Below are 25,727 nucleotides of genomic sequence, written 5' to 3'. Positions count from 1 at the left end.
TATGGATAAGTTTATTATTTTTTATGCTCCGTTTATAGTCGTTATTATCGGCATTGTAGTTGCTTTTTGGTGGGCACCAAAAGACCGCCATGCCACGAAAAACGGGGGAGAGAGTCGCGAATAGCGGCTCTTTTTTAGCGCTAGTTATGTAAATGAACGTATAGCTTATTCACTGCTCGGATGATGGTGGGGACTGCTCGGGAAAGTGGAGCTAGCGCTCAGGTCTGTCGCGAAACCGCTCGGGTAGAGCTTCGTAACGCTCAGGTCGTTAGATTTACTTTCCAGCTATACCTAAGAAATTCAAGTCTTGTTCTTTTTTCATCCGCCACTGCATGCTACAATAAGGAGATTGAAATGGAGGATGTTCGAATGTCAGCACCCGTAAAAAAGAATGATCGACTCACTGTTTATATAGAAGATTTAACACATGATGGTAATGGCGTGGCTAAAGTCGATGGCTATCCGTTATTTATTCAAGGCGCTCTTCCCAACGAAACGACAGAGGTGCATGTGTTAAAAACATTAAAAAACTATGGCTTTGCCAAAGTCATAGAAATTTTAAAGCCCTCAGCAGACCGTGTAGACGCACCTTGTGAATATTTCGCCCAATGTGGCGGTTGTCAATTGCAGCATTTATCCTATGAGGGACAGCTGAAGTGGAAAGAAAATATGGTGCGAAATGTCATGCAACGTATTGGCAAAATTAATGCACCAGTTTTACCGGTTAAGGGGATGGAAGAACCTTGGCACTATCGTAATAAAGCGCAGATTCCTTTGTCGATAAATGAAGCAGGACAAGCCATTGCAGGCTTCTATAAAACGAAAACGCATAGCATTGTAGATATGGAGCGTTGTTTAATTCAAACGGGAGAAGCGGACGCCGTTCTCGCTGGATTGAAAAAGGAATTGGCAGCGAGTGGTATTCAACCATATAATGAGCTAACTCATGAAGGCATGCTACGTCATGTAGTTATTCGTAAAGCACGAGCGACTGGTGAAGTCATGGTTGTCCTCATTACGAAAAAGAAAAAGTTCCCTCAAAAAGAAACAGCTGTAGCCATCATAAAAAAACTTGTACACAACATCACATCGATTATGCAGAATATTAACAGTGCTAAAACAAATGTTATTTTTGGTGATGAAACTGTAAATCTATGGGGCAAAGACGTTATTATTGATACAATTGGCGATGTTCGCTTTGAAATTTCAGCTCGTTCATTTTATCAGGTTAACCCTGAGCAAACGGAAGTGCTATACAAACAAGCACTAGACTACGCTGACTTACAGGGGGATGAACGAGTAATTGATGCTTACTGTGGTATCGGTACCATTTCCTTATTCCTTGCACAAAAAGCACAAGCTGTTATGGGTGTTGAAATTGTACCGCAAGCTATTGAAGATGCAAAACGCAACGCTGCATTAAATGGCTTTACCAATACGTATTTCGAAGCTGGACCTGCAGAGGAAGTCATCCCACGTTGGTATAAGGAAGGCAAGGAAGCAGATGTGCTTGTAGTGGATCCACCACGCAAAGGGTGCGATGAAGCACTTCTCAATACGATTTTAGAGCAACGTCCAAAGCGTGTTGTTTATGTTTCCTGTAATCCAGCTACATTAGCGCGGGACCTCCGTATTTTGGAATATGGAGGCTATCAAACACAAGAGATTCAACCTGTGGACATGTTCCCGCATTCGACGCATTGTGAAGCTGTCGCGTGGTTAAACTTAACTTAGATATAAGAGCAAGAGTTATGGCTTGAAATACCCCGTAAATGTTAGTTAAAAAACTAACGTTTGTGGGGTGTTTTTATGACAATATTTACAATAGAAGAAACTATACAAATATCTTGCATGTATTTAACAACTTGACAGAAGTCTAAATGGGGAGTAAGCTACATTAGCTGCGAAAAAAGCTATTGTGAAAGTACATTTTTTCGAATTTAATACTTATAATCTAAATTAATATAAATCTAGATTTAAATTTAAGTAAGTAAAAGGAAGGTGCAAAAATGAAAAATCTAGTAAGTAAAAAAGATGACCTATTAAACAACTTTTTAGGGATATATTTAATTGCTGTTTTGATGTTATGGTTTAAAACATACATCACGCAAAAAGCACAATTTGAATTAGGTGTAGAAGGATTCCTTCAACAATTCCTTTTAATAATAAATCCACTAGGTTCAGCAATGCTATTTCTAGGATTTTCATTTTTATTTAGAGGAAAGAGAAAATATACATCACTCGTTGTAGTTTACACTCTTATGTCTATTCTTTTATACGCTAATGTTGTTTATTACCGATTTTTTAGTGATTTCATCACATTGCCCACGATTTTCCAAACGCAGAACTTCGGAGATTTAGGTGGTAGTGTTCTTTCTTTATTAAAACCTTATGATATTTTGTTCTTTGTGGATGTATTTGTAATGTTTTACCTACGATTCTCAAGAAAAATACAAAAAGAAACCAATCGTTTTGGCAATAAAAAAGCAATGGCAATTATTGCTTTTGCATTAGTAGTATCAATCCTAAATTTAGGACTAGCTGAATCTAGTCGTCCGCAACTATTAACTCGAGGTTTTGATAGAAACTATATTGTGAAATATCTAGGAATGTATAACTATACGATTTATGACTCAGTAGAAACTATGAAAGCATCATCACAGAGAGCATTGGCGGATAGTAGTGATATTACAGAAGTGATTAACTATACAAAATCTAACTATGCCAACCCTAATGCAAAATATTTTGGTGCGGCAAAAGGAATGAACGTCATCTATTTACATTTAGAATCATTCCAAAACTTTATTATTGACTATAAATTAAATGGTGAAGAAGTTACACCATTTTTAAATTCATTAACAAAAGATGACAATACAGCGTATTTTGATAATTTCTTCCATCAAACAGGTCAAGGTAAAACTTCCGATGCGGAATTTATGCTAGAAAATTCTTTATTTGGGTTACCACAAGGGTCTGCATTTATTACAAAAGCACAAAATATGTACCAAGCAGCTCCTAGTATTTTAAAAGATTATGGTTATACATCAGCTGTCTTTCATGGTAATAACGGAAGCTTTTGGAATCGAAATGTAATTTATAAATCATTTGGCTACGATAACTTCTTTGATGCTAGTTATTATGACACGAGCTCTTCAGAAGACATGGCTGAATATGGTTTGTTAGATAAACCATTCTTTGAACAATCTGAAAGTCTTTTAAGTTCGTTACCGCAACCTTTTTATACGAAATTTATTACGGTAGGGAACCACTATCCATATAAAATGAATCAAGATTTAGTAACAATTGATAAAGCCGATACTGGAGATGCAAGTGTTGATAATTATTTCCAAACAGCACGTTATGCGGATGAAGCAATCGAACAGTTCTTCAATCAATTAAAAGAATTAGGCTTATATGATAATACGATGATTGTTCTTTATGGTGACCATTATGGTATATCAGACAATCATAATAAAGCGATGGAACAAGTCATTGGAAAAGACATTACGCCATATGAAAGTACTAATTTACAACGTGTGCCATTACTAATACATGTTCCAGGAATGCAAGGTGAAACTAACCATACTTATGGTGGCCAAATAGACCTTCTTCCAACGGTATTACATTTACTGGGGATTGATACGCAAAACTTTATACAATCAGGTTCAGATTTATTATCAGAAGAGCATAATGAAATTGTGCCATTTAGAAATGGCGATTTTGTCAGTCCTACAATTTATTCAATTAATGAAAAACTTTATGATAATAAAACAGGTTTACCACTAGATGATAGTCAATTAGAGTTGGCAAATGCTATCAAAAATGAAGTAGAACATAAATTAGGATTTTCTGACAAAGTTGTGAATGGTGACTTATTGAGATTCTATACGCCACCACAATATACGCCAGTTGATCCTTCCCAGTACAATTACTTTAAAGATACGCATGTAGAATCTAATTAATTGTTGAAATTTGGTGGGCAGTTCAAGAAAATGTGTTTGAAATCAAAGAGTGTATGATCCGATTGCTTGATGATGTCTTACCGTTATCTTGAACTGCCTTTTTTATATGTTATTTGGATAGGAACTAAAGAAGCAAACCCACCAACACCCATGTGCTGCCACATACACTCTGAACATTGTGAAGCGGTAACTCGGTTGGAGTTGGACTAATAATAAGCAGTTGATATAGAAAAAATCTATACATCTGCTTTTTTGTTTATAAATTACCATTCAGGACCGATTTTCGTTAAAATAAACATTGCTGATTTTCACAATAGTTTTTCACATTTGATAATAAGTTATTAAGCATGATATAAGTGTAAAAGAAGTGGAACATTTGGCTTTATGTTTTTTGACCGAGAGTTTAAAGTTGTATCCATAGTGAGAGGATTTGAGTTTGACATGATAGATAATTTTTGGCGTGATTTACCACGACCATTTTTTGTACTGGCACCAATGGAAGATGTGACGGATGTTGTTTTTCGTCACGTAGTAAGTGAAGCCGGTCGACCGGATGTATTTTTCACAGAGTTTACAAACTCGGATAGCTATTGTCATCCAGAGGGCATGAAAAGTGTGCGTGGCCGTTTAATATTTACAGAAGATGAACAGCCAATGGTGGCACATATTTGGGGGGATAATCCCGAATATTTCCGTCAAATGAGTATTGGTATGGCAGAGCTTGGGTTTAAAGGCATCGATATTAATATGGGCTGCCCTGTACCGAATGTGGCATCGAGAGGGAAAGGTAGTGGCCTTATTCTACGTCCAGATGTTGCGGCAGAACTTATTCAAGCGGCAAAAGCAGGCGGACTGCCTGTCAGCGTGAAAACACGACTTGGCTATGACGATGTAAATGAGTGGCAGGAGTGGCTAACGCATATTTTAAAACAGGATATTGCAAACCTTTCTATACATTTACGTACAAGAAAGGAAATGAGCCAAGTAGATGCGCATTGGGAGCTAATTCCGGACATCAAAAAATTACGTGACCGTATCGCGCCAAATACGCTATTAACCATCAATGGAGATATTCCTGACCGTCAAACTGGGCAGGAGCTTGCTGAGAAATATGGTATTGATGGGGTTATGATTGGACGCGGTATTTTTAAAAATCCGTTTGCCTTTGAAAAAGAGCCAAAGGAGCACAGCAGTAAGGAGTACCTGGATCTTTTAAGACTGCAGCTTGATCTTCAAGATCAATATGCGGAAGCACTACCACGTTCAATCACGGGGCTTCATCGCTTTTTCAAAATTTATGTTAAAGGTTTCCGTGGAGCAGGTGAATTAAGAAATCAATTGATGAACACGAAATCAACAGATGAAGTGCGTGCATTGCTTGATAACTTTGAATCAAACAATGTTGATTGACGATAGACGGTAGACTGATGTAACCGCAAAAAAGTTAGAGCTTATTAAGCCATAAATTGGCAACAATGCATGCGGTATTGAATCCACTAGCACCCTTGTGTTGCCACATACACTCTGCACATGTAAAGCTGTTTTAAGAGGCTGAAAGAAATGAAAGCCTTATAATAAGAGTAGCAGATAATTAAATTAAAACAGGATTAGTTTAATGGTTATTGATTTTAATATTAAGTTTAAGAAGCGCTTGCTTTAGTTTTTTAATGGTACGGAAATATCTTCCGTACCATTTTCTTTTGTAATTTGCTTAGTCATTTACCGTCCTCTGATTTTATCCTGCATGAACTAACCGTAGAAGCTCGATTTTTGAAGACTAATAATCAGTGAGGGTTTCTGCGACTAAAGTCTCGTATTATAACAGGCAGTAAGACTCCCACCCAAGGTTCAACGAAAGCAATGAACTGAGTAAAGTTTTACGTTATCCCGCATTAACCGCCCATAAAAGTAAGATAGCCCCCACTAAAAAAGTTTCACTTTATCCTTCTTTCACACTGTATATTTAACCACTAAAAATCTAATTTTTCCGACCTATAGGAATACTTTTTGTCTATTCTCATTAATATTGAAGATTGATGTTGACTTTTTAACTATGGTTTATTAGCATGTTTACAGATAAAAATAACCAATTAATTAGTTAATTACCATATATGTAATTAAATTTATCCTGGTGGTAAAAAAGGTAAATTATTAACAAAGGCATCAATTTATTAGGTTATGAGATAGAACGAATACATAGAAATGAAATAAAGGAGCGTGAACAAATGGATTTCATGGATGAAGAAGTTATTGAAATGACGAAACATGCAAGGCAGAAGAAACGAATGGAGAACATCGAAAACCAATTATTACATACTGATATTGTTAAAGCGATTAAAGATGGTCAGCTAATGATCGAAGATGAAACGATTGCCTTTACAGAAATTAGTTTTTATGAGGATCAAATCCGGATGTGCATGCCTACATCATTTGACGTGATGGAACCTGAATTAATGGATATTAAATATCCATCAAGTCGTAGACCAGATTATATCTATACAAGCGAAAGTACGTCAATCAACGTCACGATGAAGATCATGGAACAACAGATAAAAGCAGAGGAATTGGAAGATTTCACACAGACCATGATGAATATACTTCAAAAAACGCAGCCAACTGCAAAAATGTTGGATATCGACATGGAAGAAGTTAACAGTGTACAAATTGGTTACTTTGATTTCATCATGCCAGCACTAGATAACAAGATTTATAATTTAATGTTTTTGTTTAGGGTAGGCGAGAATGTGACGATGGGCTCGATTAATTGTTTGCAGAAAGAGATGAATATTTGGAAACCCATTGCTTACGGCATGATGGAATCTATCTCGGTTGAAAACAAATTATTAGATGGAGAAGGTGTTGTTTGATGGATCGGATGAAAAAGGAAACAGCCTTAACGTATAAAGATATGATTGTGATGCCCTATAATATTCGCGTCAATCAAATCGAAATAACGCAACAAATGAATGAACATGCTACATTGCATTTAACGGGCGTGATTCCAGATGAGCTCGAAGATTCTTATGTATATATGACAGATGCAGAAACGGCTATTGAAGTATTGCAAATCGGCAGTGATGGACAAACTATTCCTATTTTTAATGGGCTAGCGTTAGATGTGCAAGTGAAATCAGTTATGGGCACATATTATTTGGAAGTTAAAGCCGTTTCGCATACGTATGTGTTAGATGTTAAGAAGAAAAACCAAACCTATCAAAATGCGAGTATGCCCTATAGTGAATTAATAGATGTCTGTATTGCCGATCAAAAAGGTGCAGATTTCATGGATTATGTCACAAATGGCGCTAGTCTTGGTAGCTTCACGATGCAATATTTAGAGACAGATTGGGAGTTTCTTAAACGAATGGCATCACGATTTCATACAGGCTTGGTGCCAAACACTGTTCACTCAGCCGCAAAGTTTTACTTCGGTGTTCCATTTCAAGCCGGCAACACGCAGAAAATGGATGCCATTAATTATCGCGTCAAAAAAGCGATTGGCAACTTCCTTGTCTCCAGTAAAAATCACCTCGACAGTATTACCGATAGTGACTATATGTACTATGAAGTAGAATCGATTCAACTATTCAAAATAGGCAATGAAGTTACTTTCCAATCAAAAAAATTGTATGTCTATAACATCATCTCGACACTAAAAGATGGTTTATTCAAGCATATCTATACGTTAACACCTCAGAACGGTTTCAGTGTCCACACTACTTATAATCAAGCCATTATTGGAGCTTCCATTCAAGGAAAAGTAATTGATGTTGCAGGCGACAAAATTCGCATTCATGTCGATTTCGATGAGGGGCAAGAAAAAGATACGGCCTATTGGTTTCCATATTCAACGATCTATGCATCAGCAGATAATACAGGATGGTATTTTATGCCAGAATTATCTGATAATGTTAGAATCTACTTCCCAAGCAATCGTGAGGATGCAGGGATTGCGATTAGTTCCGTATCAAAAGCGCCTCCACAATCTGGTGCGATGTTAGCCAAAAGTAATCCAGCCAGTCAAGGTGGCGGCGGTCAATCAAGTGCTGCACCATCGGTGGATGGTCGCCAAGATCCAGCGCGGATGGCCGACCCAGATGTAAAAACACTCAGAACCAAGCATGGTAAACAAATTCTACTTGCACCTGATCGGATTGTTATATCGGGTGGAGGATTAATGATTTCACTGATGGATGATAATGGAATTTCGATAATTAGTGATAAAAATATTAACTTACAAGCAGCAGAGAAAGTCGTCATCAATGCAAAACAAATAATGATTAATGCGACTGAGAAAATTGAGATGACTTGTAAGGACAATTCAATCAAGATGGAAGACAAAATGGAGATTAAAGGAACAGAAGTACGAGCAAATTAGTGAGGATGTGGATGCATGAAACGAGAAGAAGCAATACAGCATTTTATGGATGAATGCGTGTCAGTTCATGTCAGCCGGTTGCAGGAGAAGGTTGATCGACAGTTTCGCCAAGAGAAGGAAAAATTGCTACAACCAATCATTGACGCACTTGAACAGCTGTTTGCGAATATTAGAGATCAGCAAGAACAGGAAAAGCTAGCGCCAGTTGGCTTTATACATTTCTCATTATTGCGAACATCATTACTAGAAAACAAGTGTACATATTTGCTAGAAGCATATGGAGAAACATGGTACTACGATTGGGTAGAATGCACGGCACAGTATGAAGCAGAATGGCTTAGTGAGGCGATTATAGATTTACAAAAAACGCTTGAAAAAGAAAGAAAGCCATATCTCTCCATCCAAGCAGCTGATATTCGAGGGATCATTCAACAGACAGTAACCCTGTTTCATCAATATATCATTCAATTGGTACGCTACCTCTTTCGCTATCAACAAGAATGCGTGCCTGAAATAGATTTTCAACGAACAGCGTGCTTACGAATTCGTGTCGGTGAATATAAAGGGTTTAGTGAAGATGTTGCGGTCATAGATGAACGGGAACGGGTGGAAAAAAATCTTCTCGCATGGTTAGAGAAAGAAGAGACGGACAAATCGTATACGTTTGAAAATTTCTCAAACCTTCAATTACAGCAGAAGCATTTCAACCAAATAGACTTTTCCTATGCGAATTTCAATGGCAGTGACTTAGAAGGTGCTTCATTGAAACGAAGTGTTTGCATGGGTACTAGTTTTGTAGATTGTAGGTTAGTACATGTTGATTTTTCTTATGCAGTCATTCAAGATGCGGATTTTCGAAATGCCAATTTAGCAGGCGCTGATTTTACGCATGCACAGGGAAAAACGCTGATGCTTTCCGATGATGAAGTTGCGTGTTACCTAGGTACTGATTTCAGTAATGCGAATTTGGAAAATGCAAGGTTTGAGTTTGCGCAGATCGCAGGTACCAATTTTACAGGTGCCAATTTAAAAGGGGCCACGTTCTTTAAGCGCGATCAAGAGAAATGTTTATTTAGCCCAGACCAGATAGAAGACATTCATTGGATTTATTAACTTGGATGTTATGTGCAAAAGTTATGAGATACAGCAATGATGGTTACAGGAGGAAAAGATGGAGTATTTTATTGTTCGGCAAGATCAAAGTATTACAAATCCAATCATTCCGTTGAAGACAGACCTCGATGATAACTTTGTCTGTTCATCTGTATTCGGGGAAGTGGTAGAGAAAGAGAATGCGCTATATCTGGATTATTTGGACAAGCCTCGAAGAATTGTGTCTGATGATTTGAAAGCATTGTTAGCGAAATACGAGGATAACTTAGATTTTACTGCCATAGTGTTTACGGATATGAAGAAAGGGACACAGCGCGTATATTGGCTTATGGACATTGTGAAGAAGAACTGTATTTCCCATGAGACAACTTATTATCCAGACGGACAAATGAAGGAGCTCGTGATCGACCCTAAGAAAGTGGAACTGGATTGTATTTTTCAAGTCGATAGCAAAAAGCAATCTTTCACCATAGTCAATTTAGATGTGGCAGAAAGTATGTTGCGCAGACCCTTTCTCGGGATCCAGTTGCAGCGAGTAAGACTAGAAAGACGATAAATAAATTCCAAAACACTGTTGCATGTAGTTTTGGACAGTGTTGAAGCGATATTTAACCACAAACGAATACGAAAGGAAGAATGTCTAATGGCTCAAGTTGTGGAAAATTTGGAGACAGAAAGTACGGAACAGGAGCAATTTAGTTATGTGGTACATGGGGCAATTATTTCCTGTGAGCATGGTAGCCATCTTAATTATTTAAACTTACCGCAAGATCATGGCGTATATATCAAAGGGAAGGCCGTGATGAATGTAGGGGATCGAAACCCTGAAAATATTCCAACCTTTGGTGTGTGCTTACAGTTGAAAAAACCTTGTACGCCAGTATGTTCCATTGATTGGTTGGAAGGGATGGAAAATGTCAATGTCGAAGGGAAGCAAGCGTTATTAAACCGCTGTCATACTCAATGCTCAGCAGGTGGAGGCAAAATCGATATTGTTCATGACGGGCAAGAGGAATTAGAAATACCGATACAAGGTTTTTAAAAGAAGTGGTTCATTGAAAGGAGGCAAGTAATGAAATCGCTAGAAGAAAATAAAGTACATATGATTAGTACGTATGAAGATCTTGTGCTCGAATGGCCTTATCCACTTATACATTTAGATAAACTAACAATCAAACATAAGGGCAATGACCATGCGAAATTGTACTTCACAGGAATGATTGCTGAGGAGCAAGCGCAAAAATATATTCAGCGGGTCAGTCATACAGATGAAGTTGTAGTGAGATTTGGGCGAGAGAGGGACATATTATTCTCAGGAAGAATTGAAAATGCGGAGTTGCAGGCATCACAAGGCGTGCATTATGTCTCAGTTGAGGCTGTATCGTTTACGGCAAATATGGATATTGAGAAGCGCTCACGTTCTTTTCAAGATGTAAGCATGACGTATGTACAGTTAATCAATAACATCGTGAGCGCCTATCCTAATGGGGATTACATCGACCAGGCTTCTAACGGTCAAGCCATGGATAGTATTTCGATTCAATACTTAGAAACAGATTGGGCATTTATTAAAAGAATGGCCTCCCGTTTGCACGCGGTTGTTTTTCCTGATTTAAAAGGAAAGGGTGCTCGATTCTGGCTTGGTACACCTCAAAGTAGGAAAAGTGTAACCATCGACCATCTACCTTCTGTCTTACGTATGGATGTCGATGCGTACCGGTTGATTACTGAAAACGATGGTACGGATGTGAGCGAAGCCGATTATACTTTTTGTGAGTTTGAAAGTACGGAAGCTCATGAATTGGGCACGTTGGTGCAATTCAAGGGAAGATCCTATGTCGTAACGGCTAGGGAAACCCATCTTGATGGGGGTGTGTTGAAGTTTCAATATACTGCCCAACCAGAGAAAAGTATTCGTCAGCGATTGGTACGCAATTTAGATCTCATTGGTGCAGCATTTACAGGAAAGATTATTGATGTCACGCAGAACACAGTCAAAATTCATTTAGATATAGATAAAAACCAGGGTAAAGAAAAAGCACATTGGTTTGCTTATTCCGCAGATGCCAATGGCGTTATGTATTTAATGCCCCAAATAGGTGCACGTGCTCAATTGCATTTTCCGAGTGCAGTTGAAGAAGAGGCCATCGTCATCAGCTCGGTGCGTGTTGACCCAGTCACACCAGAGGGTGGGCAAAAGGCAACGAAGAAAATGGCTGATTCTACCGTTAAGTCATTGGCCACCAATGCTGGGAAAGACATGACATTAGGTGTTGGAAATATTACCTTTAGTGCAGTAGATGGGGTATTGGATTTAAAAATGGATGATGGAGAAGGCATAACATTTCTTAGCAACAGTACCATCATGCTAGCGGCAGATGAAACACTCGAAATTAGTGGAATGAAAGAGCTAGCTGTGGAGGCGGAAGAATGGATTGCTGTATCAGCGCAGGAGCAAAGTCATGTGATTCTTGCAGCTGACACACAGTTAATTAGTACGCTCATTGAGCAAGAAGGTACGGAGAAGCAAAGTCAACCACCGAAGTTAAATGAAGAAGCAATCGAAGCTACGTCGAAAGTCGACTTAATTTTCCCGCAAAAGGCAGAAGAGAAGAAAGAGAAGAAAGGCTGGTTTAGTAGTTTAGTAGATGGCGTAAGTTTAGCACTGGATGTCGCTGGGTTTATTCCTGTCATCGGTACATTTGCAGATATTGCGAATGCAGGAATTAGCTTGGCAAGAGGAGATTACATGGGGGCAGCTATGAACATAGTAGGTGCAGTCCCAGTAGTTGGAGATGCAGCAAAAACAGCCTATAAGGCCGGTAAAGCGGCAAAAGTTGGAGATGCAGCCATTACAACCGCAAAAGCTGCGGATAAGGTAGTGGATGCATCAAAAGCAGTAAAAGGGATGAAAGCAGCTTATACGAAAGTTTCTAAAACGCTAGATACAGTAACGGGGCTAGCCAACAAAGGATCTAAGAGCGTGAAGACGGCAGCAGATAAAGTCATCTCCTCGATGGATGAAGTGCTAGCTGTTTCGAAGGCAGTAGACGGAATGAAGGCTATGGCGAAAACGGAGCTAACGAAATTTAATCATGGGGTATTAAAGAAATTTAATTGTACAAAAGGGTTAAGTGATAAATTCTGTAAAAAAGGTTTTGAACCCGTTGATTTAATCACAGGGCGTATGATATATGAAGGTGTCGACTTCGAACTACCTGGACCGATCCCCCTATCATGGGAACGTGCTTGGTACAGTGATAGTAGTCGGGTTGGCTTGTCAGGTCATGGTATGCACTTTACATACGATCTAGCCTTAGAGATATTTGAAGAAGAAGACCTGATTGGGATTGTGGTGACAGATGGTCGCGCAGTTGGCTTTCCAATTTTACCAATAAATTTGTCATATTTTAATAAAAAAGATAGAATGACCCTGAAAAATACCGGTGAGGAGTATCATTTGTTTGAGCATGATACACGATTGATTTATGTATTTGAACAAACAATAGAGACGAAATACCGATTAAAAGAAGTAAGAAATGAGCAAGACCATCATATTCAATTTGCGTATAACCTTAAAGGCTTCTTATCCCAAGTAACAGACAGTGTTGGTAGAGTGCTCGAGGTTACTACTAATGAGGCAGGCAGAATGACAGAAGTCGCCTTACGTAATCAGATGAGTCGTGAAGTTTTGGTCCGATATATTTACAATGATGGTCAAGATTTAGTTGAAATCCAAGATGCATTAGGGCAAAGTACGCATATAAAATATAACAATCACTTAATGATGCAAAAAACGGATCGAAATAAAAATACCTTCTTCTGGCGCTATGATGGGCCAACTACAGGTGCACGAGTCATCAAAACATGGGGAGATGGCAATGTCCTTGCAGGTGAGCTTGCGTATCACGGGGGCTATAACGAAATTACGAATAGCTTAGGCCATAAGAGTACTTACTATTTTAACGAAGATAACCTCTGTACGAAAATCGTTCATCCAGATGGTAGTGAAGTCAGCTATGAATATAATGAGGACTTTGAATTACTCCAAGCAGTAGAAGAAGATGGTCGTGTGACGACATTTAGCTATGATGAGTGGGCAAATCCAGTGACGATTACGCGTGCAGATGGCAGTACCTTATCCTCTCAGTATGATGACAAGGATAGACTGATTCGAGCTGTTAACGCAGAGGGGGGAAGTAGTCAGTGGATTTATAATGAAGTTGGGACATTACAGGCAAATATTTTAGAAAATGGCACGAAAACGGAATTTTCCTATAATAAGCATCATTTAATTGAAACGGTAACAAATGCGCAAGGTCATGTGATAAGCTTAACTTATGATACTGATCTAAACTTATGTCAAGTGACGTTACCAGACGGGACGAGTTCGACATGGGCATATGACCGTCGTGGTAATTGTACAACCACGACAAATCCGCTAGGGGCCACAGAGAAGTTCCGTTATGATAACTTGAATCGCCTTGTACGGGCCAATCTTTCAGATGGTAACGACGTTCAATTAAAGTATAATGCCTATGACGATATTGTTTTTGCGAAAGATAACCATACGCAAGTAGCCTTTGATTACACCATTCTTGGCAGCTTGAAGGCTCGAGAACAAGGTGGCAAGAACGTCAAATTCAACTATGATACAGAGGAGCAGTTAACCGCTGTCATCAATGAAAAAGGCGAAACGTATCAGTTTGATCGTGATACGAAAGGCAATATCATCAAGGAAATCGGCTTTGATGAGCTAACCAAAACGTATGAACGAAGTCTAGCAGGATTGGTGCAGAGGATTCAACGGCCGGGTAATCGTTGGACAGCGTATCAGCATGATGGTCTAGGGAATGTCATTCGCTCAGATTATTATGACGATACCTGGGAAACATTTGGCTATGACAAAAATGGTTCGCTAATAGAGACTGCCAATGAACATGTAACCGTTAAACTGGAGCGAGATCCATCTGGACAAGTAATCAAAGAGTGGCAAAATGACCATTGGATTGCGAGTAGCTATGATGAATTAGGGAACCGTTCACAGATTACAAGTAGCTTAGGTGCAAAAATCGATGTCGCTCGTAATGTGATGGGCAATGTGGCGCAAATCACGGCTTCTCGCTTAGAACAAGACAATTGGACAGCAGTGATGCAATACAATGAACTTGGTCAAGAGATTGAGAGAATCTTACCAGGAGATGTCATCAGCAAATGGCAATATGACGTGACCGGTAGGCCAACACACCATCGAGTAAGTAGTCAAAACCGTGATACACGAAGACGCGTCTATAATTGGGATGTTAATCACCAATTACGAAGCATGGTAAACGAGTTAACAGGTGTTCGAGTTACCTATGGTTACGATGAATTCAGTAACCTCGTGTGGGCCAATCAAGGCGGTCAATTTGACTTCTTACACCGCAGTGTTGATGATGTCGGGAACTTGTATGAAACAAAAGAAAAGACAGATCGTGTCTATGGCGCCGGCAGTAGATTGCTTGAAACGAAAGAAGTAACATTCTCTTATGATGAGGAAGGAAACCTCGTTCAGAAAGTCGAAAAGAATGGTGATACGTGGAAGTACGAATATAACGGCAATGGCATGATGTCGAAGGTCATCAAACCAGATAAGACAGAAGTTACTTTCAAGTATGATTCACTAGGTAGACGAATAGAGAAGAGTTCTGACGATAAAACAATACAATTCGTATGGGATGGGAATACCATTCTACATGAGTATTGTTCGGAGAATGATTCAGTTGAACTAGAAAATGATAATCTAGTCACATGGGTATTTAATGATGGGTTTGTACCTTCAGCTAAAATTACGAATGAAGGTAACTACAGTATTAGTAGTGATTACCTAGGAACGCCTGTCGAAGCTTATGATCAAGAAGGTAAGAGGGTTTGGTCAGCTAAACTTGATATTTATGGGCGAGTAAAAGAATTCACTGGTGAGCAGGGTTTCATTCCATTCCGTTATCAAGGGCAGTATGAAGATGTAGAAATAGGATTGTATTATAATCGATTCCGATACTACGACCCAGAACAAGGGAACTATACTCAAATTGACCCGATTGGACTTGCAGGTGGGAATCCGACTCTGTATGGGTATGTTCGTGATCCTAATCGGATGATTGATTCATTAGGTTTACATGAAACTTTGGCAGATACAGATATAGTTGTCAGAGCTGGAGCATGTTCGTCTACAAGTTTTGCAAATGGTTCGGGTGTTGTTACCGATTCAGCAGGTAAGTTAAGTGGTATATCTACTCAAGCTAAACCAGGTGCGAGTCTAGCAGAATTGGCTCAGCCTTTTCCACATAATCAAGTTGGGGTAGCTACGGTTGGAGAAATAGAAAAAGCTGGAGGGAAAATTACTTTGGATGGTAAGTTGAATTCTACTAATGGAACAATGGTAATGAATCATGCAACAGTAGATGGGTTAACAGCAGACCAGGGAGAAAAACTGTTTACTCCAACAAAAGCAAATCCAGTACCAAAAGAGTCCAGAGGAATTCCGAAATGTTCAAAAGGTTAATTACCCAACTTGCTATTTTTATGTATTGACTGAATTTCCCCTAAACAAACTTAAATACAGTGAGGTTTATAAAAGTGAGTAAAGCACGCATTTACGTTGATTTCAATGAGTTAGTTACTGATAATATAGTATTGTTGTCCAAAAACGATACAAAAGCTGACTCTCAAGGAAATATAATTACTTTTTACGAGGGTATGCCGGTGAGTATTTATTCTGAGGATATTTCAGATAATGGACAAGTGGATAATCTTGTCGCTGAAGGTATAGCCATAAAAAAAGATCTAAGTAGTTATCCTAATTGGCAACATATAAAATGGTGTTGCCAAATTGATTCAAACGGAATTATTCATGAATCCGATTTGAGATAAATTTTTAAAAACATAGGCAAAAAAGAGCTTTATCGTCTGCTTTGCCTTTGTTTTTTATTAGAATAGAATTGAGATAGAAGTAACCCCCTTCTTCCTTGACGAAAACAATCAAATAATGCTCCACCATTTGATTGTTTTTGTTGAGCATGTAAGCGATAGCGCGCAAGATGTTTGTAGCCTTCATGGTTGGTGCTAGCGTTAACATCTGTAGTTATTAAGTATGGTTTTAAAAAATGAAAAAGAGCCAGATGAACAGATCTAGCTCTTTTTGTCATTTTCAGTTTTATCTTTGAGTAAGTTCATTTTGTTTATACAAGTTGTAGAAATGGATGTCAAATGATTTTAAGTCTTGTAACATAAGCGTTTAGAGCGTCTGGTAATCATGATGAAATAGGAACAGCTTCTTACATTGAAGTTGCAGATTTAAACCATGAGTCTATTAAGGTAAAGAGTCACAACTCTGTACGAGCTGATCAAAATCTGAGGGCACTAGGAGGATGCAAATGAAAAAAGCAATAATATATTGGTTTTCAGAAGCAGAAGGAGGAAGAAAGGCTCGTCCAACAGGAACAGAGTATCATCTAACTACAGAGATACTAGAAGGTGGAAATATAGTGAGTTTATCTATTAAATTCGATAGGGCAAATCCAACTCAAAATAAAATGATAGATAACTGTGAAGGCTGTTTTTTATTTGATCATGCACCACAACACTTACTAAGTAGTAATGCAAAACTTATCATTTGTGAAGGACCTCATAAAGTAGGTAAACTGGTAATCAAGTAATATATAATCCTCCCTTTCAAATAGACAAGGAGTGGTTCGCGTCTCTTTGCTACATGAGTTTATGTGTAAGAAAAGGAACTGTCTGTTTTATCTCGTGTATTTACTACACACTCTCCTTCTAATTTGTGAACGATTGCCTAATTCAACATAGCTACTTGCAATACAAGGTGAAATACCTAAAAGTGCTTATACTATTCATAAAAGGGAAGGTGTCGTTAAATTATGAAAATAGATTTTCGAAGTGAAATCGACAAAATTAGAAATTCTTTAAAGAACTACTACAATGAGCAATTCAAAAGTGAAGAGGAAGATTACATTGAAAACAAAAAGACTAAAGAACAAATAAAAAAATTAATAATTCAAGTTTATAATGATAGTACTCTGTCTGAAGCAGACAGAGGGTATATAATAAAAGTAGCGGTAGAACTTCTGGCAAAAAATACAGGTTGTGTAGAAGACGTAGTGATTGCTGAAGATATTCTTGATAGTCTTTTTAATGATATGAAAATATTAAGTCAGGAAAATATTGATAATTTTTACGAGCAATATTCAAGCAGAAGATGGCGGTAAGGACTGGGTCATTCTCAAAAAAGTAGACGTCAGTTTAGAAAAGTAAAAACGAAGCCCATGTACAAATAGAAAATAGACTCGCCATGACTTTTCATGTCATAACGAGCCTATTTTCTATTATTTTGTTTTAGCGATGAGTATTAAATATGGAAAATTAGGTCTTTTTGTGAACAAGGAGATTGCGATTATTAGTTTCGTTATGATAACTTGAATCGCCTTGTACGGGCCAATCTTTCAGATGGTAACGACGTTCAATTAAAGTATAATGCCTATGACGATATTGTTTTTGCGAAAGATAACCATACGCAAGTAGCCTTTGATTACACCATTCTTGGCAGCTTGAAAGCTCGAGAACAAGGTGGCAAGAACGTCAAATTCAACTATGATACAGAGGAGCAGTTAACCGCTGTCATCAATGAAAAAGGCGAAACGTATCAGTTTGAACGTGATACGAAAGGAAATATCATCAAGGAAATCGGCTTTGATGGGATGGAAAAAACGTATGAACGAAGTCTAGCAGGGATTGGTTCAGAGATTCAACGGCCGGGTAATCGCTGGACAGCGTATCAACACGACGGTTTAGGAAATGTCATTCGCTCAGATTATTATGATGATACCTGGGAGACGTTTGGCTATGACAAAAATGGTTCGTTAATAGAGACTGCCAATGAACATGTAACCGTTAAACTGGAGCGAGACCCATCTGGACAAGTCATCAAGGAGTGGCAGAATGACCATTGGATTTCAAGCAGTTATGACGTTCAACACAGCATCGAGTAAGTAGTCAAAATCGCGATACACGAAGACGCGTGTATAATTGGGATGTTAATCACCAATTACGAAGCATGGTCAACGAGTTAACGGGTGTTCGGGTTACCTATGGTTACGATGAATTCAGTAACCTCGTGTGGGCCAATCAAGACAGTCGTCAATTTGACTTCTTATATCGCAGTGTTGATGACGTCGGGAATTTGTATGAAACGAAAGAAAAGACAGATCGTATTTACGGTGCCGGCAGTAGATTGCTTGAAACGAGAGAGGCAACATTCTCTTATGATGAGGAAGGGAATCTCGTTCAGAAAGTCGAAAAGAATGGCGATACGTGGAAGTACGAATATAACGGCAATGGCATGATGGCAAAGGTCATCAAACCAGATAAGACAGAAATTACTTTCAAGTATGACTCACTAGGTAGACGAATAGAGAAGCGTTCTGACGAGAAGTCAATGAGATTCGTGTGGGATGGGAATACCATTCTACATGAGTATTCAGAGAATGATTCAGTTGAACTAGAAAATGATAATCTAGTCACATGGGTATTTAATGATGGGTTTGTACCTTCAGCTAAAATCACGAATGAACGTAACTACAGTATTAGTAGTGATTATCTTGGAACGCCTGTAGAAGCCTATGATCAAGAAGGTAAAAAGGTTTGGTCGGCTGAGCTTGATGTTTATGGCAGAGTAAAAGAATTTACAGGTGAACAAGATTTCATTCCATTCCGTTATTAAGGGCAGTATGAAGATGTAGAAATAGGACTGTATTATAATCGATTCCGATACTACGACCCAGAACAAGGGAATTATACTCAAATTGATCCGATTGGACTTGCGGGTGGAAATCCGACTTTGTATGGGTATGTTGGGAATACAAATATTACAATTGATCCGCTAGGTTTAAGTAGTTTTAATCCCTTTGAATTTGGCGAAATAACTTCTTTTCCAAGTGGCTTACATTTTGGTCAAAATAGAATAGCACCTAATTTTAGTACAATTGGATTCCAAGCTGTAGGTACTTGAGGTTGCCAAAGATATTAGACTCGGTAAGATCAATCCTAATGAGTTTGTGATTTCGTATACTATTGATCCTGCAACAGGTAAAGCAGTAACATTAAATAATAGGGGATTAGCTACATTAGTCGAAGGAGGCAAGTTTCCAGATAACGCAATCTTTGTTCCGTAATAAAGATGGTTCTGGTCTTGTTAAGAATGTAACAAATTGTTTAGGCTAAAAATTGGGAGGTTTTAAGAATGTTAACTTTAAAGCCATTAAATTTTATTTTCAAAATATCTACCACTGATATAGAGTTGATTTATACAGAATCGGGTGGCGTGAGAATTGAGGTTGGTGCTATACCATTAAAGAGCATAGATAAAGAAAAATGTGTTAACATAGAAATTATTTTTTTCAATTGTAGCCGAAGTTAAATGCGTAACGTTAAATTTCGATGAATCTAATTATAAGGGTTTTTGTATTTTTGAGGAATCATCTATTGGAAATCACTTGCAGAATGGTGAAGAGAGACTTAATCATCCAGATTCAGGGTTTTATGAAGTGATAGATTCTAAACATTTACAGGAAAATATAAAGAAGTACGACCCCAGAAATAGGTTGAATTTGAAACATTATATTGTTAAAGGATATGATAGCTATATTGAATTAATAGCATCGACGTATTCTGTCAATGAGCTAAATTGATTAGTATGATAGCCATGCCGATGGATTGTATACACAACCCGATCCAATTGGTTTGGCAGGAAATAGTCAGACTTTGTATGGGTATGAATACACAGCAAGACCAATTAGACACGTGGGGAATAATCCAACGCTGTATTTTGACGGATGATAATTATACTTAAAAAACGAATATAATTAGTCATCTATAATATAGGGAAATAAAAACAAATTAGGGCATCTATACTTACAACAAGTCTTTAAACTTCAAGTGATTTAAAGTGTAATTTAAAATAGGCAATAAATCCATTAATCAGGGGATTTATTGCCCTTTATTTTTCCCATGATTACAGTTCGAAAAAGTAGTCTCATTGAAAAGAGAAACACTATTTAATAAACTAACAGAAATGTACCCCGTAGAGAAAAATATCCCTATGCGGTATGCCTATGGGAGTTTAACCTATGATAAAAAGGTAATAGGGATTGGTCAGTAGAACTTGATATTTAAGGACGAGTGGTTGAGTTCACTGGTGAGCAGGATTTCATTCCGTTTAGGTATCAGGGTCAGTATGAAGACATGGAAATCGGATTATATTATAACAGATTCCGTTACTTTTCTCCTGTGGAGGGAATGTATACTCAACAGGATCCGATTGGTCTTGAAGGCAAGAATCCATCTTTATAAGGGTATGTTAGGGATACGAATAAGAATATAGATAAATTTGGATTATACTCAGATTTATTAGATACTGGTATGGGCCATCATTTGATGCCGAGATCAATAGCTAAGGCTTTAGACATTCTAGAATTAAGTCAAAATAATTCGATTTCATGGTATCCAAATAAGGGGGCTGGAACAGCAGAACTTCACAAAAAATTGCATAAAAAACTTATAGAAGCTGGAATACCTTATCACGGTTCAAAGTTTACTGGTACAGTAGATGAATTTTTTGAAAAAGGTGCTAAAGCATACGAAAAAATTGACGTTAAAGGTTATTTAAAAATCCCTTACACTGACGAAAGATTATTCAAAAATTTAACCCCTGCAGAAGCTTTAGAGAAATTAAAAGAATTACATTCGGAGGGGAAAATCCCTTGTAAATAGAAGAAAAGGAGATGCTACCTTGGAAAAAATTTTAACAGTATCAAGTTATGGAATTAGTTTATTTTCATTAGATGTATTAGAAGATTTTTTAAAAAAAGAAAAAGTTAGGTCAAAAAAAATTTTAAAGAATTTTCAGGATAATCATAAGCGATATTTAACTTCACTTGCTGAAGGTATTTGGACTCCTTTTTTACCAATAAACTCTATAAAATATGTAATCAAATTTGATAATTATAATCAATCATTTGACGATGAGTGGGAAGAGAAATTGGTATATCATGACTTCAATATTGAAGTTAGAGATACATTATGGGTTGGTAGTATAGGTTTATTTTATGAATTCGACAATAAAAAATTTATAGGAAATGATGAAATATCATATCAAACTTTAGATGGGGTGACGTTATATTCTGGATTTAGATATAATGTATCTTCTGGTAAGTATTTGGTATCTATAAAGGGCTATGCACGTAAGAAGAAATTAGATTATCCTAATGCAAATTTTGGATTTTTGTTTTCTCTTGTTAAAGTAAATGAATTTAAAGGTTTTAATGATCCACGCGAAGATGAAAAATATAACTTTAATGTGGCAGATGTGAATTAAATCTTATAGACTAAGAAGCTGAAAATGCATATACGAAACGACTTTAGAATTATCACAGATAAAAGAAATACTACAGGGTATTATTTTGAAGTTAAATTTAAAAAGGGCAATAAATCCATTTAAAAGGATTTTATTGCCCTTTTGATCTTTTATAATAAAGATCAGAACTTTTTTAAAAACTGTTGATTTAAATCCAACTAAAGCTTAGCTTATGATACTGATCTGAACTTGTGTCAAGTGACGTTAGATGGTAACGAAGTTCAATTGCAGTACAATGCCTATGATGATATTGTTTTTGCGAAAGATAACCATACGCAAGTAGCCTTTGATTACACCATTCTTGGCAGCTTGAAGGCTCGAGAACAAGGTGGCAAGAACGTCAAATTCACCTATGATACAGAAGAGCAGTTAACCGCCGTCATCAATGAAAAAGGCGAAGCGTACCAGTTTGAACGTGATACGAAAGGCAATATCATCAAGGAAATCGGCTTTGATGAGATGGAAAAAACGTATGAGCGAAGTCTAGCAGGATTGGTGCAGAGGATTCAACGGCCGGGTAATCGCTGGACAGCGTTTCAACATGATGGTCTAGGGAATGTCATTCGCTCAGATTATTATGATGACACTTGGGAAACGTTTGACTATGACAAAAATGGTTCGTTAATAGAGACTGCCAATGAGCATGTAACCGTTAAACTGGAGCGAGACCCATCTGGACAAGTAATCAAGGAGTGGCAGAATGACCATTGGATTGCGAGTAGCTATGATAAATTAGGTAATCGTTCACAAATATGGTTGTTTCTCGAATTTTTCTCCTCATGCGGTATAGAAATCCCCTTTAAGTATGATGCTAGCTACAGCGTACTGTAGTTTTTTTAACATTATCTACTTAAAGGGGTTAGTATTCGTTTTTTACTTTAAAACCTTTTATATTTAAAATTTGCCTTTTGATTGTCTTTCAGCCATTTCAACAAGTCGTTTCGTAATTTCTCCACCTACTGAACCGTTTGCGCGAGAAGAAGCTTCTGACCCAAGCTGTACGCCGAATTCTTGTGCGATTTCATATTTCATTTGATTAACAGCTTCTTGTACACCTGGAACTTGAAGTTTATTTGAGCTTCGATTATTTGTAGCCATATTTCTCACCTCCTTGTGATATTAGAATGGTCGATTGTTTGTTTTTCATACATTTAAAAAAGTGATAGATGCGCAAGCTAAATACGAAAGCTAGGTAATATCTAATTGCGTGAATTTAAAATAGTTAGTTAGCTTAAAAATGCAATTACCTCTGTTATAATTAAGCCAAGTATTCATTTCACATAGAGTGAAATTGCGGTTTCAATGGAAAAATCAGGAGGGTTTTAGATGACGGATAATGATATGTTGATTCGTTTAAGATACGCATTAGATATAAAAAATACAGAGATGGTAGAAATTTTTGAACTAGGCGGTATGAGCTTTACAAAAGAGGATGTATTGAACATGCTGATGAAAGTGAAGGATGAGGAAGAAGCACCCGAAAACTTCATTAAATGTAATAATAAGATGTTCGAAGCATTTTTAAACGGTTTTATAATTTTTAAAAGAGGGCCTCAACAACCAAAACCTGGTCAAGCAGTAAGTCCAGCAGTGCCTGTTAAGACTACAGAGAGCCCTAATAATATGCTATTAAAGAAAGTCAAAATTGCACTAGCACTAACAAGTGAAGAGATGCTTGAGATTTTATATGAAGGTGGCGTCACGGTATCTAAAGGTGAATTAGGCGCTATTTTAAGAAATCCAAGTCATCGCAACTACAAAGAGTGTGGCGATCGCTTTGTGAGAAACTTCTTAAAAGGTTTAACGATGAAATATAGAGGTTAAAAAGACCCTCAGCCAGATGTATCAACTCAGTTGAGCAGGAAATTTATTGTATATTCAATTTAGAAAGGAGCTATCTCATCCATTGAGACAGCTCCTTTTGCGTGGTTATAAATAGGAAGTTAACGACAACTATAACGTTGAATAATAGAAATTAACTCTTCACCAAATGCATTTACCTTGTTATCACCTATACCGTGAATCGCTTTTAACTCGGCTAAGGTAATGGGTCTGTGTTGAAGTAATTGTTCTAATGTTTGATTAGAAAAAATATGAAAAGCTTTGAGATTGGCTTTGTTGGCTTGTTGTTTACGATAAGAACGTAAAGCTTCTTCTAACTCAGAATGATTTAATGTCCTCACAGGAGCTTGCACATCTTTAATGTCTGTTTCTAATGTTTCCTCTAATAATTTGTGATCGATGGTATCGTCTTTATGTAAAAAAGTCTCTTCTTGATGGTGGGATAGTATGCCGTTACTAATTTCTTGCATTTTATTGTCAAGAAAATGAACAGGAGATTTTTGCTGTAATTCTTTAGTGATGTAGGAAACTAATTGATCTGCACGAAGTACAATTTGACGTACTTCAGTACTCGCTTCCTTCATATCTAAGATTGTTTTTGAATTAGTAAATACGACGACATGTTTAATAGGTGTCTTATTAATTACTTCATGTTGTTTTAACACATTCTCTAAAATAATAGCCTGTCTTTGTACTTGACGAATAGGGCTATAAAAGCCTCCCTCGAATTGTAAGTGTTTATTTCTATAGACTTTGCGAATAAATTCATCTTTATCATTTATTTTGATGTTACCATAGTAATTTTTCACTTCGATTACTAATATAAATTTTCTTGTTAAAACTACAAAGTCTAATTGTGCTTTGTTTTCCTCAGATGCAATTTTTATATCATGTAGAATATGTAAAGGTAAATAAGAATTTTTCAGTTCGAATAAAACATTGTTTTCGCCCTTAGCACCTAACTGCCAAAGTTGTATATCCTTCGAAATGTTATGTTGAAGTTTGATGTCAGAAGCTTGTTTTACGACAATGGGTTTCTTTAATTTTTCAGTATCTTTTAGTGCAAATGTGATTCTTTCAAAAAAATTTCGTTTTATCAAACTGTATCACCTGCTTAGACTTATTTATTATATTATAACCATCATATGGTAAATGTGGATATCTTATATTCTATTATAACGTAAGTAGAGAAGTCGTAAAGACAGAGTGATCCATTTGAATGTCGTTTTAAGAACAATGAAATTTAAAAAAACTGTGTTTTAGACCGTTGACAAATTGTGACGAAATTGTGTACAATTAAATTGACACAAAATCGTCACAAAAGGGGAAAGTAAAATGTTCACGAATAGAGGGGTGCTTTATGATCTATTTTGATATTTTCTTAATTGCTATTGCATGTGTAAGTACACCATTAATTGTTGCGGTTATATTGGATATTTTCTATGCTGAAAAAAAACAGGTTCGTTTTTCATTACGGCGAACATCGTTATGGTATGTATCTGTTTTTGCATTATCCTTCATACCATCCGTCTTACTAGTCATGCAAAATGTCTAAATTTATGAAACAAGATTCATCACTTAGGGGTAAGTGAAATGTAAAAATAAATAGGGTAGCTGGAACGATTGTAAAAAGCGTTTTAGCTACTCTTTTTTTGTTTTGATTAGTCAAGGCCGAATGATTAATAGTAATGTTCTCATAGTTTGTAAAGTTGTAGTAAAATAGTGATAAAATATGTGTATTTTTACATAGTAATATTGACTGATTTTACCCATTGTGTTAATTTGAGGGTGTAAAGATAGGCAAATCTACTGAAAAGTAGAGACGCAAAGCTACAGGTCTAAGGCATTAATGCTATGGCGGCTGGGTTGCCGAAGATTGCTAGTTATAGAAGTTATTGCTAGTGTATATTCTTTAGTAACCTATTTCTTTTGAAATAGGTTTTTTTGCACTTAAACATTGGAG

At 37.1% G+C, this 25,727-nt stretch carries 23 protein-coding genes, 2 pseudogenes and 1 riboswitch; of the genes and pseudogenes, 23 read left to right on the top strand and 2 right to left on the bottom strand.

The window, feature by feature from the left end; translation table 11 throughout:
- Position 1: 1 nt before the first annotated feature.
- The 21 genes and pseudogenes from cydS to C9J35_RS12140 all read left to right on the top strand — a co-directional run bounded on the left by cydS (position 2) and on the right by C9J35_RS12140 (position 22,753).
- Entirely contained in the window at positions 2–124 is a 123-nt protein-coding gene (gene cydS, locus C9J35_RS24555) for a cytochrome bd oxidase small subunit CydS family protein (RefSeq protein WP_268807925.1), read from the top strand.
- Positions 125–369: 245 nt separating this feature from the next.
- Positions 370–1,734: a 23S rRNA (uracil(1939)-C(5))-methyltransferase RlmD gene (gene rlmD / locus C9J35_RS12230; protein WP_107924726.1), complete on the top strand. Its 1,365-nt coding sequence runs from the start codon at positions 370–372 to the stop codon at positions 1,732–1,734.
- 275 nt (positions 1,735–2,009) lie between these two features.
- Positions 2,010–3,962 (top strand): lipoteichoic acid synthase, encoded by a 1,953-nt coding sequence (gene ltaS / locus C9J35_RS12225; RefSeq protein WP_107924725.1) that lies wholly within the window; start codon positions 2,010–2,012, stop codon positions 3,960–3,962.
- A 441-nt stretch (positions 3,963–4,403) separates the two neighbouring features.
- Positions 4,404–5,372: a tRNA dihydrouridine synthase gene (locus C9J35_RS12220; protein WP_193767089.1), complete on the top strand. Its 969-nt coding sequence runs from the start codon at positions 4,404–4,406 to the stop codon at positions 5,370–5,372.
- Between the two features lie 815 nt (positions 5,373–6,187).
- Positions 6,188–6,829 carry a hypothetical protein gene (locus C9J35_RS12215; protein ID WP_107924724.1) on the top strand — a complete coding sequence of 214 codons (642 nt, stop codon included), beginning with the start codon at positions 6,188–6,190 and terminating at the stop codon, positions 6,827–6,829.
- The gene (locus C9J35_RS12210; RefSeq protein WP_107924723.1) at positions 6,829–8,340 is read left to right on the top strand and encodes a phage baseplate assembly protein V; all 1,512 of its coding nucleotides are present in this window, start codon (positions 6,829–6,831) and stop codon (positions 8,338–8,340) included. The genes C9J35_RS12215 and C9J35_RS12210 overlap by 1 nt, the downstream gene beginning before the upstream one ends.
- A 15-nt stretch (positions 8,341–8,355) precedes the next feature.
- Entirely contained in the window at positions 8,356–9,453 is a 1,098-nt protein-coding gene (locus C9J35_RS12205; protein WP_107924722.1) for a pentapeptide repeat-containing protein, read from the top strand.
- A gap of 58 nt (positions 9,454–9,511) precedes the next feature.
- Positions 9,512–10,009 carry a hypothetical protein gene (locus tag C9J35_RS12200; protein ID WP_107924721.1) on the top strand — a complete coding sequence of 166 codons (498 nt, stop codon included), beginning with the start codon at positions 9,512–9,514 and terminating at the stop codon, positions 10,007–10,009.
- A gap of 87 nt (positions 10,010–10,096) precedes the next feature.
- The gene (locus tag C9J35_RS12195; RefSeq protein WP_010857170.1) at positions 10,097–10,495 is read left to right on the top strand and encodes a DUF4280 domain-containing protein; all 399 of its coding nucleotides are present in this window, start codon (positions 10,097–10,099) and stop codon (positions 10,493–10,495) included.
- Positions 10,496–10,525: 30 nt separating this feature from the next.
- Complete coding sequence (locus tag C9J35_RS12190) at positions 10,526–15,997, top strand: DUF6531 domain-containing protein (protein WP_107924720.1); 5,472 nt, start codon at positions 10,526–10,528, stop codon at positions 15,995–15,997.
- Between the two features lie 74 nt (positions 15,998–16,071).
- Positions 16,072–16,365: a hypothetical protein gene (locus C9J35_RS12185; protein ID WP_107924719.1), complete on the top strand. Its 294-nt coding sequence runs from the start codon at positions 16,072–16,074 to the stop codon at positions 16,363–16,365.
- A 503-nt stretch (positions 16,366–16,868) separates the two neighbouring features.
- A complete protein-coding gene (locus C9J35_RS12180; RefSeq protein ID WP_107924718.1) occupies positions 16,869–17,150 on the top strand; it encodes a hypothetical protein in 282 nt (93 codons plus the stop codon).
- Between the two features lie 222 nt (positions 17,151–17,372).
- A complete protein-coding gene (locus C9J35_RS12175) occupies positions 17,373–17,720 on the top strand; it encodes a hypothetical protein (RefSeq protein WP_107924717.1) in 348 nt (115 codons plus the stop codon).
- A 207-nt stretch (positions 17,721–17,927) separates the two neighbouring features.
- Positions 17,928–18,500 (top strand): hypothetical protein, encoded by a 573-nt coding sequence (locus C9J35_RS12170; protein WP_107924716.1) that lies wholly within the window; start codon positions 17,928–17,930, stop codon positions 18,498–18,500.
- A 20-nt stretch (positions 18,501–18,520) separates the two neighbouring features.
- Positions 18,521–19,231, top strand: a pseudogene (locus tag C9J35_RS12165) (RHS repeat domain-containing protein); the annotation flags it as partial.
- A gap of 12 nt (positions 19,232–19,243) precedes the next feature.
- Positions 19,244–19,519 (top strand): annotated as a pseudogene (locus tag C9J35_RS24720) (RHS repeat-associated core domain-containing protein); the annotation flags it as partial.
- 231 nt (positions 19,520–19,750) lie between these two features.
- Positions 19,751–19,927, top strand: coding sequence for a hypothetical protein (locus C9J35_RS23935; protein ID WP_201262063.1), 177 nt, complete (start codon positions 19,751–19,753; stop codon positions 19,925–19,927).
- Positions 19,928–20,688: 761 nt separating this feature from the next.
- Complete coding sequence (locus C9J35_RS24865) at positions 20,689–20,859, top strand: RHS repeat domain-containing protein (RefSeq protein ID WP_369122292.1); 171 nt, start codon at positions 20,689–20,691, stop codon at positions 20,857–20,859.
- Positions 20,860–20,928: 69 nt separating this feature from the next.
- Positions 20,929–21,279, top strand: a complete 351-nt coding sequence (locus tag C9J35_RS23595) for a hypothetical protein (RefSeq protein WP_499842726.1) — start codon at positions 20,929–20,931, stop codon at positions 21,277–21,279.
- Positions 21,280–21,298: 19 nt separating this feature from the next.
- Complete coding sequence (locus tag C9J35_RS12145) at positions 21,299–21,883, top strand: hypothetical protein (protein ID WP_107924714.1); 585 nt, start codon at positions 21,299–21,301, stop codon at positions 21,881–21,883.
- 237 nt (positions 21,884–22,120) lie between these two features.
- Positions 22,121–22,753 (top strand): hypothetical protein, encoded by a 633-nt coding sequence (locus C9J35_RS12140; RefSeq protein ID WP_167395958.1) that lies wholly within the window; start codon positions 22,121–22,123, stop codon positions 22,751–22,753.
- Positions 22,754–22,816: 63 nt separating this feature from the next.
- Here C9J35_RS12140 and C9J35_RS12135 read toward each other — a convergent pair whose 3' ends face one another.
- Entirely contained in the window at positions 22,817–23,020 is a 204-nt protein-coding gene (locus tag C9J35_RS12135) for an alpha/beta-type small acid-soluble spore protein (protein WP_054767660.1), read from the bottom strand.
- Between the two features lie 228 nt (positions 23,021–23,248).
- Between C9J35_RS12135 and C9J35_RS12130 the strand changes: the two genes are divergently transcribed.
- On the top strand, positions 23,249–23,746 hold the full coding sequence (locus C9J35_RS12130; protein ID WP_107924712.1) for a YehS family protein: 498 nt from the start codon (positions 23,249–23,251) through the stop codon (positions 23,744–23,746).
- A gap of 119 nt (positions 23,747–23,865) precedes the next feature.
- On the opposite strand, the gene C9J35_RS12125 is transcribed toward C9J35_RS12130, so the two are convergent.
- Entirely contained in the window at positions 23,866–24,864 is a 999-nt protein-coding gene (locus C9J35_RS12125) for an NERD domain-containing protein (protein WP_107924711.1), read from the bottom strand.
- Positions 24,865–25,124: 260 nt separating this feature from the next.
- Between C9J35_RS12125 and C9J35_RS12120 the strand changes: the two genes are divergently transcribed.
- Positions 25,125–25,319, top strand: a complete 195-nt coding sequence (locus tag C9J35_RS12120; RefSeq protein ID WP_054767662.1) for a hypothetical protein — start codon at positions 25,125–25,127, stop codon at positions 25,317–25,319.
- Positions 25,320–25,553: 234 nt separating this feature from the next.
- Positions 25,554–25,638, top strand: a riboswitch (cyclic di-GMP riboswitch).
- Positions 25,639–25,727 lie beyond the last annotated feature (89 nt).

This window comes from Lysinibacillus parviboronicapiens, assembly GCF_003049575.1.
Classification (GTDB): domain Bacteria; phylum Bacillota; class Bacilli; order Bacillales_A; family Planococcaceae; genus Lysinibacillus; species Lysinibacillus parviboronicapiens.
Note: the sequence above shows the minus strand (reverse complement) of the source record. Positions and strands in the feature narration are given on the sequence as shown.